Genomic DNA, 17063 nt, shown 5'->3' on the forward strand with positions numbered 1-17063 from the left:
CATATTCAAATTTGCTGCGGTATACTGCCTGCGTTTACTCATCTCCAAGGTTACTCCATGCGTCCGTCCCAACGTCAAGCCAACCAGCTACGTGAAGTCCATTTGACCCGTCAGTACACCTGCCATGCAGAAGGCAGTGTTCTGGTGCAATTTGGTAATACCAAAGTCATTTGCACCGCAAGTGTTGAAGAAAAGGTGCCGCCATTTCTGAAAGGAAAAGGCGAAGGCTGGATTACCGCCGAATATGGCATGCTGCCACGCTCAACAGGCAGCCGCATGAAACGTGAAGCCGCTGCAGGCAAGCAAAGTGGTCGTACGCAAGAAATTCAGCGTTTGATTGGCCGTAGCCTTCGTGCAGTGGTCGATCTGAAAGCACTGGGAGAGCGTCAGATTACGATTGACTGTGATGTCATTCAAGCCGATGGCGGAACACGTACGGCCAGCATTACCGGTGCTTATGTCGCCTTGAGCGATGCAATCAGTGGTTTGTTGCGCGAAGGCAAATTGAGCGTCAATCCGATTCGTGAAGCTGTTGCCGCAGTATCGGTTGGAATCGTCGATAATCAGGCCGTACTGGATCTGGATTATGTTGAAGACTCAGCCTGTGAAACCGATATGAACGTCGTGATGACGGCGTCCGGTAAATTTATCGAAATTCAGGGTACCGCCGAAGGTGAAGCATTCAGTCGCGAAGAAATGAACGCTATGCTCGATCTGGCGCAATCCGGTATTGCCGAACTGCTTGCCTTACAAAAAGCAGCACTTTCGCTTTAAAGCAGCAACAATCAGCACAAATCGCTCATCAGACCCTGCATCGCACGGTCGGTGAGCGAGCCTTGCAAAGCAAGCCGGTTCATTCGGCCGTTGTAAAGCGCTTGCACCAGTTCAGCTTTGGCAAAAGCCAGACCTTTCTCGTTTCGGTTGGTAAACAGATAACGGGTTTGTTGCGGGCTGATCCACGACAAACGCATGCGTATCACCTGTCCGTTCTCGGCATGCCAATCAACCCACTCTCCCCGCTCTGGCAAAATGCCTGACTCGATGGATTGAATTTCTTCAGCCTGAAAATCGCGCTCGTTAAATTGATCGGACTGAGCCGATTCTTTATTTGTGTCGTCGTGCACAGATCCGGCCGCGGCCTTAAGCCCGTTACGAATGGCTGCAGCATGGCATTGAACAAGTTCGGCAAAAAATATTTGCGCCTGAGCCGATTCGACACCCGCTGCCAGCGCACCTTCTTCCAGTGTTTTGAGCATGCCAGGCAGCATATTGACCATTTTGTAACGCTCATTAGCATCTTTTTTGGGTTGTATGCTCCAGAGCAAGTCGTCCATCGCTGAAAGTCGACGGATAAATTCCGGCTCGGACTCTCCCGCCGCGCCATAAGCCTTTTCAAGTGCAACAGACCAGATTTGCTGCAAAAAGCCGCTCACAGAGAGAGGAAGGTCGGCATTGCGATTCAGTCGCAGACTGATCAATTGCTGAGAAATACTGTGTCCCAGCTCGGCCAGCTCGCGCTCTGCCAGTTGATGAACGTCATCAGCCAAATTAGAAACGGAACTAGCCTCAAGCTGGGCAACAAACTGGCGTAATTTATTCAGCGCGTCGGCAAATACTCCAACATCTTGCTCATAGTGACGCAACAAATGATTGACGATGTCCGCCAGCGCCTGATATTGCGGCGTTCCAACATCCAAATCGTCGGCATCGAGCGCAGAAAAAGCCAACTCATCCAGAAACATCCGTGCAGGGTGCTGTTTTTGCGAGAAGAAGGCCGCATCCATCATCCCGACTTTGAGCACCGGGATTTGCAGTCGCCCAATCAGGCTTTTCATCGAAGTGGGCAGACGGGGGTCATCGAAAATATGCTCGAACAACATCGTCACCAGTTCGAGTGTCATTGCATTCAATGCATTTAATTGCTTGCCCCAACCCGATTCGCGCAGCATTCCCAACAAATTGTGAGTATGAGACTGGCCATTTTCATCACACAGCGCAGCATTGATTGGCGATTTACGCTGGAGCGCATCCAGAAATGGCCACCAGCCGGGCGATTGCAGTTCCGACGAGCCCTGCGGCATTGAGCCTGGATGATCTTGACGAACCAGTTGCGCCAGATGTTTGCCCAGTTGCTGCGCAGTTGAGTGTCCAGGCACTCTGGCCGTCTCTCCGCTACTAGTAGCAGACTGCTCTGGCTTGGTTTGCGGCGATGAGCTTGCGCGAGCCGGGCGTGGCAAAGGTTGGACATTTTGTGCAATCAGGTATTGATTGATCTGGTGATAAACATTGGCAACCTGGCTGGAGAGTTCTTTTTCGAAAGCCTGCATGGCCACCAGACGTGCATCGACCCCCGTTTCCAGTTGCTTGCAGGCTTTGAAAAAAGCTTCACAAATTGCTTCGGGAGACATCGGATTTGCTGCAGACCCCTCTTGCTGAGTTGTCTGTGAATTGCCAAGCAAGCGGGCAAAGCGCATTTCCAGCTGATCCAGATCTTCGGCACCTTGAGATTTGATGCTATTGATAATTTTGTCGGCACTCAGGGTTTCTTCATATTCTTCATTGGCTACCAGGCTTAACTGATGTGCGTCGGCATTAAGCCGGTAAAATTTTTGCTCGCTTGTCACACCCACTTTGACGTTGTCATCAAATGCTGTGTTAAAAAAAGCCTTGAATTGCTCTGCCAATTGCGCGCGTTTGCGATGCGTCTCCAGACGGGCGGCAAAATAATCATCGCGCAATTTCCGGTCTACGGTCTTGTCTCCGAGTTCCAGATAGGTTTCTTCCAGCTTGGCAAAGAACTGATCGAGCGATTCGGTCAGCATTTTGACGGCAAGATCCCGACAGGCAAGCAGCATGGGATTGAGCTGTGCGCGGGCAGTATGGTTATTTGCGGATAAGGGCTGTGACATTTCGGGCTGTGACATTTCATTATCCTGAGAAATCGGTGCGACGAAGCTATATTAGCATTTTATAATAATAAAGCCACGCCCGTTGATCGACCCTGACACGCCAGTTATGTAGTTTTAAAAATCAGACTACACATTACGAAAAAGTAAAAAACCCGTAATTATCCTAATAGAGATTGGCTTGACAAAGTTCTACAGTGCCTCAAATACCACCGAGGATCAAAAGGTAGACCCATGGCTAATCCCGATCAGTTTTCACGCATCAATCAATGGCTGCAACAGCAAGGCTTTGAAAATTCTGAGCATATTGTTGCACAGTATTTTGCCAATATTCCACTTGATGAATGGCAGGAAAGAAATATTGAGGACTGGGGGGGGGCTTTACTGGCGCATTGGCGCTTTGCCCAGCTCAGACAGCAAGGTCAGGTCTTGATCCGGATATATAACCCGAACCAGACCGAACACGGTTGGCAGTGCGAACATACCGTGGTTGAAATCGTCGTTGACGATATGCCATTCCTGGTTGATTCGGTGGGTATTGCCCTGAACAACATGAAATACAACGCTTTGACGGTAATACATCCGATATTAAGTGTGCTGCGTAATGCCCAAGGGCATGCCCAAGCGCTCGATCCGTCGGGTTCGAAAGAATCCTGGATGCATTTTGAAATTACCCGGATCAGTCAGCCAGAGCAATTACAATCGTTACAGCAACAAATCGAACACGCACTGGATGAAATTACAGCATCGGTCGCCGACTGGAAAAAAATGTCCGACGGTGTTGTCGATATTCTGGAAGAACTCCGCCACAGCCCGAACGTCCTCCCCAAAACGCTGATCAAAGAAAGCATTGCCTATCTGGAATGGCTGCTGGCAGGACATTTTGTTTTCTTGGGGATGCGCAAATACCAGTTCGTCGACGGCCAATTGATGCTGCAGGCCAATAGTGGTCTGGGCATCATGCGTGACGAAGGCAAAGCGGAAGTTTCCAAAATCTGGTCCAGTCTGAGCGAAGAGCTGCGCTCGATTGCCTATGCCAAAGATCGCCTGCTGATGTTGACCAAGGCGGATCGCCGATCGATTGTTCACCGCCCTGCCTATCTCGATACCGTCCTGATTCGCTCGCACAATGAAAAAGGCGAAATTATCGGCGAAACCCGTATCGTCGGACTGTATTCTGCCAGTGCTTATACCTCGCAACCGCGGCAGATTCCGTTTTTGCGCCAGAAAATCGACGCTGTTATCCATGATGCCGGCAATGATTTATCCGGCTATCGCGGTAAGGCGCTGCTCAATACGCTTGATACCTATCCGCGTGACGAGTTGATCGAAATCGAAGTTCCGGAATTGAGCCGCATTGCCACCGGTATTGTTTCACTGCATGAGCGTTCACGTGTTCGTGCTTTCTTCCGTAATGACATTTATCGTCGCTATGTTTCCGTGATGGTCTTTGTTCCGCGTGACAATTACAGCACCGAAGTACGCGTAAAAATCGAAAAACTGTTGCTGGAAAAACTGGCAGGTCACAACGCTGAATACACTGTTTTGCTGAGCGACTCGCCACTGGCTCGGATTCAGTACATAGTCCGCCGCTCGCCCGATTCAGCCTGTGCCTACGATGCCAAAGCCATAGAAAATGAAATCGCCCTATTGGCACAACGTTGGGGTGATACGCTGAAACGCGAACTGATTCACGCCCGCGGTGAAGAATTGGGAGCCCAGCTGTATCAGCAATATCACACTGCTTTCAGTGGTGCTTATTGCGATGATTTTCTGCCACGCATTGCGGTCCATGATATCGAACAGCTGGAACACAGCCGGAACAAGCAAAAGCTCACCATCTCATTAAGTGCCGGTAATGCACTTGATCCACAAATCTGGCGCATCAAACTCTATCGCCAGCAGGCCATTGAGCTCTCTGATTGCCTGCCTTTACTGGAAAATCTGGGCTTGCGTGTCCTTGACGAGCGGCCTTACCAGATCAATCTATCAACTGGCGAATCGATGTGGATCATGGACATCGGTGTACGTCTGCCCAACGGCGCATTGCTGGAGTCGCCCATCGCCCGTCAGCGCTTGATGGACAGTTTTATCGCACTCTTTAATAACGAAGCGGAAAACGACAGCTTTAACCGCTTGACGCTATTGGCCGATCTGGCCTGGCGCGAAGTGCTGATATTGCGCGCCTATGCCCGTTTTTTGAAACAGGTCGCACTCAAATATGGCGTAGAAACCATTGCCGACTGCCTGTTGAAACATCCTGTGCACAGCAAGGCGCTGGTTCAGTCCTTTATGCAATTGCAGCATCCGACTCAATCTAGCGATGAAGCCGCCGAAAGCACGCTGCGTGCGATTGAACAAGCCGCCAAAGAACTGCCGAATGTCGATGAAGAACGCATTCTGACCGGCTTTGTCCAAGCAATCAGGGCCACCCTGCGTAGTAATTTTTTCCAGCAAAGCAATGGGTTGCACAAAAGCTATCTGTCATTAAAAATTGCCTCCCCGCAAATCAGCTTTATGCCGCAACCCGTTCCGATGTGCGAAATTTTTGTCTATTCGCCAACGATGGAAGGCGTGCATCTGCGTGGGGGCAAAGTCGCCCGTGGCGGCTTGCGCTGGTCTGATCGCCGCGAAGACTTCCGCACCGAAGTGCTCGGTCTGGTCAAAGCGCAAATGGTCAAAAATACCGTCATTGTTCCTGTTGGCTCCAAAGGCGGATTTATCGTCAAAAATCCACCTGTCGAGCGCGAAGCCTTTATGGCTGCAGGGGTGAGCTGCTATCAGACCTTTATTCGCGGCCTGCTTGACCTGACCGACAATCTGGCTGATGGCAAAGTATTGCCGCCCGCCGATGTACGTCGTCGTGACGGCGACGATCCTTACCTCGTTGTTGCCGCCGACAAAGGCACGGCCACTTTCTCGGATATTGCCAATGGCATTTCGCAGGAATATGGCTTCTGGCTCGACGATGCTTTTGCCAGCGGCGGCTCAGTCGGTTATGACCACAAGAAAATGGGGATTACCGCCCGTGGAGCCTGGGTTTCGGTCGAACGCTCATTCCGCGAGCTGGGTCTGAACACCCGCACCGAGCCCTTTACCGTCGTCGGTATCGGCGACATGTCGGGCGATGTATTTGGCAACGGCTTGCTGCGTTCTCCACACACCCAACTGGTTGCCGCTTTCGATCACCGGCATATTTTCATCGACCCCAATCCAGATGCAATGGCGAGCTTTGTCGAACGTGAACGACTGTTTGCCCTGCCCCGCTCATCGTGGGCTGATTACGACAGCAAATTGATTTCTGCAGGCGGTGGCATCTGGCCACGCAGTGCAAAAAGCATTCCGTTGTCGCCTGAAATGAAAAAACTGCTCGACTGCAGCGACGATCAGCTCGAACCCGTTGCTCTGATTCAGGCCATTCTGAAAGCACCGGTCGATCTGCTGTATAACGGCGGGATCGGTACTTACGTCAAAGCCAGCAGCCAAAGTCATGCCGAAGCCAATGACCGGGGTAATGATGCGCTGCGGGTCGATGGGCGGGACTTGCGTTGCCGAGTGATTGCCGAAGGTGGCAATCTGGGCTTCACCCAGCTTGGCCGGATCGAATATGCCGCCAATGGCGGGCGAATTCATACCGACGCCATCGACAACTCGGCCGGTGTTGATTGCTCCGATCACGAAGTCAATATCAAGATTTTGCTCGGCAGACTGATCGCCAATGGCGATATGACGCTCAAACAGCGCAATGAATTGCTCGCCAGCATGACCGATGAAGTTGGCCATCTGGTCCTACGCGATAATGAACTGCAAACGCTGGCGGTTTCGCTTGAACATCAGCACGCCAAATCGCTGCTCAGCGTCCATGCCCGGATGATGCAGGTACTCGAAAAAGCCGGCAAATTGTCACGCCGTATTGAGTACCTGCCTAGCGATAGCCAGATTGCCGAACGTCAGGCCGCCGGTTTGGGACTCACCCGTCCTGAGCTGTCCGTGCTGCTCGCCTATGCCAAACTGGTGCTCTACCCTGATTTGCTGGCCGAATCACTGATTGACGATGCACGCTGGAACGAGATTCTGAAGCAATATTTCCCGACCCCGCTGCGGACGAAATTTGCCGACGCCATTATCAACCATCCATTGCGGCGTGAAATTGTCGCAACGGTCCTCACCAACCATGCAATTAACCGCTTTGGCGTCAGTTGCGTTTTCCGTTTGCAGGAAGAAACCGAGCACAGCGTCAGTGAAATCATTGATGCACTGCTAACCGCACAGCAATTGCTCGACGGCGAACAGCTTGCTACCGAAGTCGAAGCACTCGACGGCAAAGTGGCAGCCGAAGTACAAATCGAGTTGCAATTGCAAATTCGCCGCTACTGCGAGCGCGTGGCGCGCTGGTTGATCCAGCATCCATTGAACACAGCAGAAAGCGATCACTTGCACACCTGCGCGGCGCTGGCCTTGCCCAAAGCACCGGAATGGCTCAGCAATAGTCCACGGTTTGAAAGCCAGAAAGCAGCCTTGTTGTCGGCTGGTGTACCGGCTGATCTGGCAATGCGGGTACTGGTTTTACAAGAAATCCAGCCTTTGCTCGAAATGGCTCGCAGTGGCAACGATACCGGACAGCTTGCCGACCGGCTCAAATTGCACTTGGCACTGGGCGATGTACTCGAACTGGGCTGGTTGCATCGTGCAATCGAGCAATTGCCGCGCGAAAACCGCTGGCAAACACTGGCACGCATGGCGGTGCGCGACGATCTGAATCAGTTGCAAACAACGTTGACCTCGCACGTCTGGAATTCGGATGTCAGTGAGGACAAACTCGGTAGCTGGCAGCAGAAAAACGCCGCAGCAATCGAACGTATTCTGGCGATGTTCAACGATTTGCGAAACAGCAGCCCGGATCTGGCAATGATTTCTGCTGCGATCAGGGAGTTGCGACACCGGCTAGGTGCCTGAGCAAACTCATTACATCACCGCTGCACCAGATTCGGGGCTCGAAAGAGCCCCGAATTATTGATGCTGACGTTCCGGATGCTGCAATCCGTAACGTCAATCGCCTCACAAAAACGGGGCAATTTCTGGTATAATTCGCGCTTTTTGCACCAGCGGACGGCGGATCATCGCATGGAAAGCGAACAGCTCAACCAGATTGAAAACCAGCTCAAAGAGCTAGCCTCACGCGCAGACGAACTCAAGCGCTACCTTGACTACCCGACCAAAGTTGATCGGCTTGAAGAAGTCGTGCGCCTGTCTGAAGCGCCAGAAACATGGAACGACCCGAAAAAAGCCCAGGAAGTCGGCCGTGAGCGCAAAGCGCTTGAAGACGTCGTTCATGTGCTTGATCGCGTCACTGGCGGCGTCACCGATGCGCTTGAACTGTTCGAAATGGCCAAAATGGAAGATGACTTTGGCACCGTCGAAGTCATCGCCGGCGATTACGCCGAGCTGGAAGCCGAAATTGCCAAGCTTGAATTCCGCCGGATGTTCAGCAACCCGATGGACCCGATGCCGTGCTTTATCGACATCCAGTCCGGCGCTGGCGGCACCGAGGCGCAGGATTGGGCCGGCATGCTATTGCGGATGTACGTCCGCTACGGCGAGCGCAAAGGCTTTGGCGTTGAGATTATGGAACAATCGGATGGCGACATCGTCGGCATCAGCCAGGCCACAATCAAGCTTACCGGTGATTATGCTTACGGTTTCTTGCGTACCGAAACCGGCGTTCACCGTCTGGTTCGCTGCTCGCCGTACGATTCGAACAACCGTCGCCACACCTCGTTCGCTTCGGTCTTTGTTTACCCGGAAGTCGACGACAGCTTTGAGATTGAAATCAATCCGGCAGACGTGCGTACCGACACCTATCGCGCTTCAGGTGCGGGTGGTCAGCACATTAATAAAACCGACTCGGCAGTCCGTTTGACGCACATTCCGACCAATACCGTCGTGCAATGCCAGAACGATAGATCGCAGCACAAAAACCGCGACGAAGCCTGGAAAATGCTGCGCGCCAAATTGTACGAACTGGAATTGCGCAAACGCATGGAAGCGCAGCAATCACTCGAAGCGACCAAGTCCGATATTGGCTGGGGCCACCAGATTCGCTCCTACGTATTCGATCAAAGCCGAATCAAAGACCTGCGTACCAGCTACGAGGTGGGCAATATCAAAGGCGTGATGGATGGCGACCTTGATGGCTTTATTGAAGCGAGCTTGAAACAAGGCGTTTAAGACTTTATGCGGCAGATACATGCAGATGTATCTGCCGCAAGACTATACACACACTAATTTGCAGGCATATACCCCATGTCAAACCCAACTATCGAAGATCAAATCGTTCAGCAGGACGAAAACCAAATTATCGCCGAGCGTCGCGCCAAACTGGCGGCGATTCGCGAACGCGGCATTGCTTTCCCTAACGATTTCAAGCGCGAACACTTGGCCGCTGATCTGGCTGCGCAATATGGCGAAATCGAAAAAGAGCCGCTCGAAGCGCAGAAAGTTGAAGTGTCGGTCGCTGGCCGCATCATGCTCAAACGTGTGATGGGTAAAGCCAGCTTTATCACCATTCAGGACGTTTCTGGTCGCATTCAGTTCTATATCGCGGGTCAGGCCGTTGGCGAAGACATTTATAGCGACTTCAAAACCTGGGATCTGGGCGACATCGTTGCTGCGCGCGGCACGCTAATGAAAACCAAAACCGGCGAACTGTCGGTACACGTTTCTGAATTGCGTCTGCTGACCAAATCGCTGCGCCCATTGCCGGAAAAATTCCACGGTCTGACCGATCAGGAAACCAAATACCGTCAGCGTTATATCGACCTGATTACCAACGAACAATCACGCAACACTTTTATCAAGCGCAGCAAAATCGTTCAGCGTCTGCGCGAGTTTATGGTTGAGCAGCGTTACCTCGAAGTTGAAACGCCGATGATGCACAGCATCCCGGGTGGCGCGACAGCCAAGCCCTTTGTGACGCATCACAATGCGCTCGATATGCCGCTGTATCTGCGGATCGCACCTGAGCTGTACCTGAAACGTCTGGTCGTTGGCGGTTTGGAGCGCGTGTTCGAGATCAACCGCTCTTTCCGCAACGAAGGCATGAGTACGCGTCACAATCCGGAATTCACGATGATTGAATTCTACGAAGCGTACGCCGATTACCAGCGCATGATGGATATGTCCGAAGGCATTATTCGCGCCTGCGCGATTGAAGCGACCGGCCATGCGGTCGTGACTTATCAAGGCAAAACCGTCGATTTGTCTAAGCCGTTCGCGCGCTTCACGATTGCCGGTGCGATCAAGCATTACAACCCGGAATACACCGACGAACAACTGCACGACCGCGCTTTCCTGAAAGCCGAAATCGCACGTTTAGGCGGCAAACCAGTATTGACCGACGGCATCGGCGGCTTGCAATTGAGCCTGTTTGAAGAAAACACCGAAGGCAAATTGTGGGAGCCAACCTTTATCGTTGATTATCCGGCCGAAGTATCGCCACTGGCGCGCGCCTCGGACACGCAAGCCGGTATTACCGAGCGTTTCGAGCTGTTTATCGTTGGCCGTGAACACGCCAATGGTTATTCCGAGTTGAACGATCCGGAAGATCAAGCAGCACGCTTCCAGGCGCAGGTTGACTTGAAAGAAGCTGGCGACGATGAAGCGATGCACTTTGACGCCGATTACATCCGCGCGCTCGAACACGGCATGGCGCCAACGGGCGGCTGCGGTATTGGGATTGACCGTCTGGTGATGCTGCTGACCGATGCGCCAAGCATTCGTGACGTGATTTTGTTCCCGCAAATGCGTCTGGAAGACTAATACATCATTGGGTATTGCCCTGCGGGGCAATTCTGACTTTGCTTTCAAAGCAATGCCCAGCAAAAAACCGGCCTTGGCCGGTTTTTTATTGCCGCAACTTCAGCGACACTAGGCTAATCTGTCGCGCCTGGCGCGCTAAAAGAGCTGGAAATTATTCAGCGGCTTGCGAGGTTTCTTGTGAAGCCACAGCGTCTTTCAGCGCTTTGGCAGGCGTGAATTTCAAGACTTTCTTGGCTGGAATTTGCACCGCTTCGCCAGTGCGAGGGTTGCGACCTACGCGCGCGTCGCGGGCTTTGAGCGCAATCTTGCCGACATTGGGCAAAGCGACATCGCCACCACCACTGACCGTTGCGGTAATGACTGCGGATAAAGTATCAATCAGCGCGGCGACTGATTTTTTGCTCAGTTCTGGGTGCTCGATACTGGCCAGATTATGCACAATGGCGATCAACTCGGTTTTGGTCATGGTGGGCTCGACTTGTGAAAAGGTTGAAAGCCATTATGCCGCAGCCATTTATGGTTGCGCCAATGGTTTATGACGGTTTCAGACAGTTTTTGAAGCCGACGATAAAACTCATGACGATAGCACCTAACGATTTCTTATAAAGCCTGCTGACGGTTTATGCAGCAAGGGGCTGGTTTTTTATGCCGTCAGCGTCATTTTTACCAAGCATTAGAAGGCACTAACTGCGAAAATAGCGCTTTGCCCGTCCGAGCTTTGCATGAGTACGCCTCCCGTCATTACCCGCCTGACTCTCTCTACCTTGCTATTCCCGTTGGCGCTGGTGCTCTTCGAGTTTGCGACTTATATCTCGAACGATATGATTTTGCCGGGCATGCCTGCCGTGGTTCGCGAGTTTGCCGCCAATCCGGCACTGATTCCATCGGCAATGACAGTCAGTTTACTTGGTGGCGCAAGTCTGCAATGGCTGCTCGGCCCTTTATCCGACCGCGTTGGCCGTCGTCCGGTCATGCTCGGTGGCGCGCTGTTTTTTACACTGGCGTGCATCGGCATACTCTGGGTCAGCTCGTTTGAGGCTTTTCTGTTTTTCCGTTTTCTGCAGGGTATCGGTCTGTGCTTCATTGGTGCCGTGGGCTACGCGGCAATACAGGAGAGTTTTTCCGAGACTATGGCGGTGCGTGTGATGGCGCTGATGGCCAATGTGGCGCTGATTGCACCGCTGATCGGCCCGGTCGCTGGTGCGGCCATATTGCAATTGGGCGACTGGCGCTGGATTTTTATCGTCGTCGCGCTGGTATCACTGCTGTCATTGAGCGGCCTGTGGCTACGAATGCCGGAAACCTCGCCCAAACTGGCGACGCCATTGCAAATTTCACTGCTATGGCAAGACTATAAACAGGTCTACCAGAACCGTCGCTTTGTGTATGGCGGGCTTGCGCTGGGGCTTAACTGTGTTCCGCTATTGGGCTGGATTGCGCTCGCGCCGGTGATTCTGATGCAGCAAGCCGGTTTATCGACGCTCGATTACGGCCTGTGGCAGATCCCGGTTTTTTCCGGGTTGATTTTCGGCAATCTGCTGCTCGCCAAACTGGTTAGCCACGTGCCGATTTATCGATTAATCCGTTTAGGCAGCTGGCCGATGATGATAGGCTTGATCGCTGCGCTGTACCTGCTGCACGATGCAGGCAACTGGCGCTGGCTGGTCTGGAGCATGGGCTTTGCCGCCATCGGTATGGGGATCATTAATGCTGCACTGTACCGGCTCACGCTGTTTGCCAGCGAGCAAAGCAAGGGCACCGTCGCTGCCGCGCTGGGCATGTTCAATATGGTCGTTTTTTCACTCGGCATCGAGCTGTTAAAATGGAGCTACGCCCACTGGGGCAACCGCAGTTTTGTACTGATTTGCCTGCTTTGCGGCATTGTCGCGGTATTGGCCCGACGTGAATTCTTGCGCGGCACACACGGTGAAACCGCCACATAATCCTTATCCAAGCAAAAATTGATGACCATCACCCCTGCTCAACTTGAATTTGCCGACGACGGCTGTACGCCCTATTCCAGCCGTTTTGATGATATTTATCACTCGGCTCAAGGTGCGCAACAACAGGCGCAAGCGGTTTTTCTGGCCGGTAATCAGCTACCGCAGCGTTGGCAAGAACGAGATTGTTTCACGATTATCGAAACCGGCTTTGGTCAGGGAATCAGTTTTTTAAGCACCTGGCAGGCCTGGCGCAATGATCCGCAGCGTTCAGAGCGGCTGCATTTCATTTCAGTCGAGCAATTTCCTTTTGCTCGCGACGATCTGGCTCGTTTGCATCAGCAATACCCCGATTTGGCCGAACTCTCGCGCAATTTATTACGCCATTGGCCGCATCTGACGCCGGGATTTCATCGCATCTGGCTCGATGATGGTCGTGTTTCGCTGACCTTGTTGTTCGGCGATGTGCTGACGATGCTGCATGAAGTCGTTGCCAAGGTCGATGCAATTTATCTGGATGGGTTTTCACCGGGCAAAAATCCTCAGATGTGGTGTTTGCCGGTTTTCAAAGCCTTGTGGCGCTTGTGCAAAATCGACACGACGCTGGCGACTTACACTGTGGCTGGCGATGTACGGCGCGGGCTGACCGAAGCAGGTTTTTCCGTGCAGAAAGTTCAGGGCTTTGCCAACAAGCGCCAAATGCTGACTGGCCAGTGCGCCAGATTGCCCAAACCACCACGGCTCGTCGTGCCAAGCAAGCCTCAGCATTGTGATGAGAAATCGGCGATCGTGATTGGTGCCGGGATTGCGGGTTGTTCGGTCGCTGCGAGTCTGGTTCAACGTGGCTGGCATGTGCGTATTTTTGAAGCGGATAAGGCGGTTGCCCAACATGCATCGGGAAATCATGTCGGCCTCTCCCACCCGACTTTCAGCAAGGACGATAATGCGCTCGCCCGGCTGTCGCGCGCCGGATTTGCGCTCGCGCGCCAGCAATTGCAAGGATTGGCAGCGCACGGGGTGCATTTCGGTCTGGCTGGGCAGTTTCAAGTCGCCAAGGACGAAGTTCACGAGGCATTGATGCGTGAAACGGTGAATGAGCTGGGTTTTCCATCTGAGTTGGTGCAGTTTCTCGATGTCGACCAAGCCGAGGAAAAACTCGGTACTCGTCCGGCGCGCGGTGGCTGGTGGTTTTCTGAAGCGCTGTGGCTGAATCCACCCAGTTTATGCAAGGGGTATTTGTCTCTAGCCAAATATGGCATTGATCTGCAGTTAGATACCCCAGTAGCCTCTATGAAGGAGAGCGCAGGATACTGGCAATTGTTTGATGCCGAGGGACAAAGCCTCGCACAAACCGGAACACTAATTTTGGCCAATGCCACCGCCGCGATACAACTGATTCCGCAAGCCAATTTGCCGCTGAGCCAGACTTGGCGCGCAGTTACGCAAATCCCGGCTCAATCTGTCCCGGAGACTTTGCCCAGCTGCTCGGGCAATGCCTATCTGACCGCGGCATTCAATGGCTGGCGCAGTCTGGGCGCTGCGGCGTATCAGGCGCCTGATGTTGCCGCGGTTCGTGATGCCAATCTGGCTGCGCTGACAGAAATTTTGCCCGAGCTGAAAACACCAGCCACTGATGAGACCCACACTCGAGTTTGTGCGCGCCCCAATTCGCTTGATCGTTTGCCGCTCGTAGGCGCTTTGCATGCACCGATTGCCGATCAGGCGCAGCGTGCTGCAGTACATCAGTTATTCCAGATGCCACGCGAGCCAGGCTTGTATGCCGTGCTGGGTCTGGGTTCACGCGGAATGACCTGGCATGCGCTGGCGGCAGAAATCATCGCCTGTCAGCTCAATCAGGAGCCCCTGCCCATTGAGCGCAGCCTGCTCAATGCACTTGATCCGGCGCGTTTTGAGTTACGTACGCTACGCAGGGGCAAGGCTACCGATTGATTCTTTCAATTTTTGTAAAACAGTAATGCCTAAAAAATACCGGTACAGTTTGACTATTCATGCCAACTGCAATCTTAAAAACAGTACAGTTGTGCAGCTAAACCGATTTGCGGCTAAAGCGTATTCTTTCCTTATCGCAATTGCGCGAACTGAGCGGGAGAATCATCATGCATACGCTGCTTCTATCAAAAAGCAAACTGTCAACGCTGAGCGGCCATTCACAGCTGTGGATTGAATGCGAGTCAGGAATGGTCTGGTTAAGCGATGATGGCGTCGATGTGATTCTGAAACGCGGCGAGCAATGGCAAATCCGCAGTAATGAGCCCGTCGTGATTGAGGCACTGACTGAGAGCCGATTGCAATGCAGGGAGCCGGTTCATCTCGTCAGCTCATTGCTGCAGGCCATACACTATCGTTTGACCGAGTTACTGCGACAACACTGGTATAAACCGTCGGTCAAAACCATTTGATTTCACAAGGTAGCAGCCGTTAATCAGAATGGTCTAACCGTTTGCGATAAAAAATTACGTCTCGCACAAAAAGCGCCGATAGTGAAATTACTGATCGGCGCTTGTTGAGCGGCAGACACATCGACCTCTCTTCATCGACATGTATTTATCAGGTGCTCGCTGATCGAAGGAGGCTCTATGTCACGTCTTCCGATGTTCTTTGTAGCGCTAGTTACGCTCGTTCCTGCCAGCTCACGCTCCGAACCCCATCAGGGTTTTTTGATCGCAGCCCAGTTGCAGATGAACTCACTGATCGAAGATCGCTGCGGTGATCGGCTTGATGTGGTCTGGGTTGATGAGCGAGGCCAGAATCCGCCCTGTTATATGGCTTATTCAAATTCTTGCGTAGAAGCCCAAACACCGCATCCGCAAAGCTGCCTGGTTATGATGAAAAACGTGCAGCAATAAGCACGTTTTACACCGGAACAACAGCGCGTAATGAGGCTAACTGGCGTTGAGCCAATTCGCCCAGTCGGGCAATGGCTTTTTCATGGCGGGTCGTCCACGGCTCAACGCAGCAAATCCGCAAGCAATTGCGATAGCTGTGGCTGGGCGAGAACAACGAGCCTGGTGTAAAGCTGATTCCTTCCATTAAGGCTTCTTGCAGCAGGGTAATTGTGTCTATGCCTTTATTTAATTCGACCCACAGCACATACCCCCCTTGTGGCATATTAAGCCGTGTATCAGCCGGAAAATAACGACCTATCGCATCGACGGCCTGATGCACCTGCTCGGCGCAGCTTTTGCGCAGCCGTCGCAAATGATGGTCATAACCGCCGGTTTCCAGAAACTTGGCAATCGTGCGTTGTAGTAAAACCGGCGTCGAATAAGTGTTGATGAATTTCAGCTGCTCAATCTGCTTTTGCCATTTGCCGGCGACGACCCAGCCGATTCGAAATCCAGGCGCCACAATTTTGGTAAATGATGAAATCAGCATCACATTGCCGGTTTTATCGAAAACTTTGGCTGGAATGGGTCTGTCACCGCTGTAGCAAAATTCGCCGTAAATATCGTCTTCGATCAGCGGAATATTGCGTTCTTCAAGCAATTGCACGACGCGCTGCTTGTTTTCATCCGGCATCAGACTGCCCAGTGGATTGGCAAAGTTTGGAATCAATACGCATGCTTTGATTTCACCATTACGCGTCGCCAATTCCAGCGCCTCGATTGAAATCCCGGTTTTCGCGTGCGTCGGAATTTCGAGCGCTTTGAGCTCGAAACTTTCCAGAATTTGCAGCAGGCCGAAATAAGCTGGCGACTCAATAGCGACGACATCACCGGGTTTGGTGACTGCACGCAGACACAGATTCAGCGCTTCAATGCCACCTTGGGTAATGATGACCTCTTCAGCTTCGACCTGCCCGCCCGAGAGCAATGAGCGACGGGAAATCTGGCGGCGTAATTCAAGATCTCCCTTAGATTCGCCATAGTCAGCAATCAGATCGGGATACTGACGTCCCAACTGCGAGAGCAGTCGCTGTATTTGTGCATTGGGAAACAGCTTGGGTGACAGAACCGCCATGCCGAAATCGACTTTAATTTCTCCATTGATTTGCCATAAGGCCGATGGTGTTAGCAAAGGGTCAATAAAGACGTGCGAAGGATTTTTGGGTGGCGCGGTCAGATCAGGAATCGCCATATTGCGGCGTTGGCGCACATAAAAGCCCGATTGCGGCCTGGCTTCAATCAGACCTTGATCTTCCAGCTCGCGGTAGGCTTCCATGACCGTAGACAGGCTGAGTTGCCGCTGCCCCGATAGCTTGCGGATCGAAGGCATTTTTTCGCCAACACGCAAAACGCCGCTTTCAATGGCTTGAGCCATTTCTTCGGCAAGCTGCATATAGAGTGTTTTACGGGGGGCTTGAATCAGCTCGGACATGGCGTACTCCTTGGATGAGGAATACTATAACGCATGTCTGTCAGGCATAACAGATGTGAGT

At 52.5% G+C, this 17063-nt stretch carries 11 protein-coding genes; 8 read left to right on the top strand and 3 right to left on the bottom strand.

All coding sequences use genetic code 11. The features are described from left to right. The first annotated feature begins 57 nt into the window (after positions 1 to 57). The gene (gene rph, locus ACG2XO_RS12525; RefSeq protein ID WP_410498324.1) at positions 58 to 774 is read left to right on the top strand and encodes a ribonuclease PH; all 717 of its coding nucleotides are present in this window, start codon (positions 58 to 60) and stop codon (positions 772 to 774) included. Between the two features lie 11 nt (positions 775 to 785). On the opposite strand, the gene ACG2XO_RS12530 is transcribed toward rph, so the two are convergent. After that, positions 786 to 2924 (bottom strand): DUF1631 family protein, encoded by a 2139-nt coding sequence (locus ACG2XO_RS12530; protein WP_410498325.1) that lies wholly within the window; start codon positions 2922 to 2924, stop codon positions 786 to 788. Between the two features lie 216 nt (positions 2925 to 3140). Between ACG2XO_RS12530 and ACG2XO_RS12535 the strand changes: the two genes are divergently transcribed. The 3 genes from ACG2XO_RS12535 to lysS all read left to right on the top strand — a co-directional run bounded on the left by ACG2XO_RS12535 (position 3141) and on the right by lysS (position 10724). After that, the gene (locus tag ACG2XO_RS12535; protein ID WP_410498326.1) at positions 3141 to 7862 is read left to right on the top strand and encodes an NAD-glutamate dehydrogenase; all 4722 of its coding nucleotides are present in this window, start codon (positions 3141 to 3143) and stop codon (positions 7860 to 7862) included. Between the two features lie 168 nt (positions 7863 to 8030). Next, positions 8031 to 9134: a peptide chain release factor 2 gene (gene prfB / locus ACG2XO_RS12540; protein WP_410498327.1), complete on the top strand. Its 1104-nt coding sequence runs from the start codon at positions 8031 to 8033 to the stop codon at positions 9132 to 9134. 66 nt (positions 9135 to 9200) lie between these two features. After that, a complete protein-coding gene (gene lysS, locus ACG2XO_RS12545) occupies positions 9201 to 10724 on the top strand; it encodes a lysine--tRNA ligase (protein WP_410500260.1) in 1524 nt (507 codons plus the stop codon). Between the two features lie 151 nt (positions 10725 to 10875). Here the strand turns inward: lysS and ACG2XO_RS12550 are convergent, their stop codons facing one another. Next, on the bottom strand, positions 10876 to 11190 hold the full coding sequence (locus tag ACG2XO_RS12550) for an HU family DNA-binding protein (protein WP_410498328.1): 315 nt from the start codon (positions 11188 to 11190) through the stop codon (positions 10876 to 10878). 256 nt (positions 11191 to 11446) lie between these two features. Here ACG2XO_RS12550 and ACG2XO_RS12555 point away from each other — a divergent pair, with 256 nt between their 5' ends. The 4 genes from ACG2XO_RS12555 (at position 11447) to ACG2XO_RS12570 (ending at position 15531) form a co-directional block, all read left to right on the top strand. Beyond that, positions 11447 to 12667: an MFS transporter gene (locus ACG2XO_RS12555; protein WP_410498329.1), complete on the top strand. Its 1221-nt coding sequence runs from the start codon at positions 11447 to 11449 to the stop codon at positions 12665 to 12667. Between the two features lie 21 nt (positions 12668 to 12688). After that, on the top strand, positions 12689 to 14614 hold the full coding sequence (mnmC, locus tag ACG2XO_RS12560; protein ID WP_410498330.1) for a bifunctional tRNA (5-methylaminomethyl-2-thiouridine)(34)-methyltransferase MnmD/FAD-dependent 5-carboxymethylaminomethyl-2-thiouridine(34) oxidoreductase MnmC: 1926 nt from the start codon (positions 12689 to 12691) through the stop codon (positions 14612 to 14614). A 167-nt stretch (positions 14615 to 14781) separates the two neighbouring features. After that, on the top strand, positions 14782 to 15084 hold the full coding sequence (locus ACG2XO_RS12565; protein ID WP_410498331.1) for a DUF2917 domain-containing protein: 303 nt from the start codon (positions 14782 to 14784) through the stop codon (positions 15082 to 15084). A gap of 177 nt (positions 15085 to 15261) precedes the next feature. After that, a complete protein-coding gene (locus ACG2XO_RS12570) occupies positions 15262 to 15531 on the top strand; it encodes a hypothetical protein (RefSeq protein WP_410498332.1) in 270 nt (89 codons plus the stop codon). A gap of 7 nt (positions 15532 to 15538) precedes the next feature. Here the strand turns inward: ACG2XO_RS12570 and ACG2XO_RS12575 are convergent, their stop codons facing one another. Beyond that, positions 15539 to 17002, bottom strand: a complete 1464-nt coding sequence (locus ACG2XO_RS12575) for a PLP-dependent aminotransferase family protein (RefSeq protein WP_410498333.1) — start codon at positions 17000 to 17002, stop codon at positions 15539 to 15541. Positions 17003 to 17063 lie beyond the last annotated feature (61 nt).

It is taken from the genome of Chitinibacter sp. S2-10, assembly GCF_046530675.1.
Lineage (GTDB): Bacteria > Pseudomonadota > Gammaproteobacteria > Burkholderiales > Chitinibacteraceae > Chitinibacter.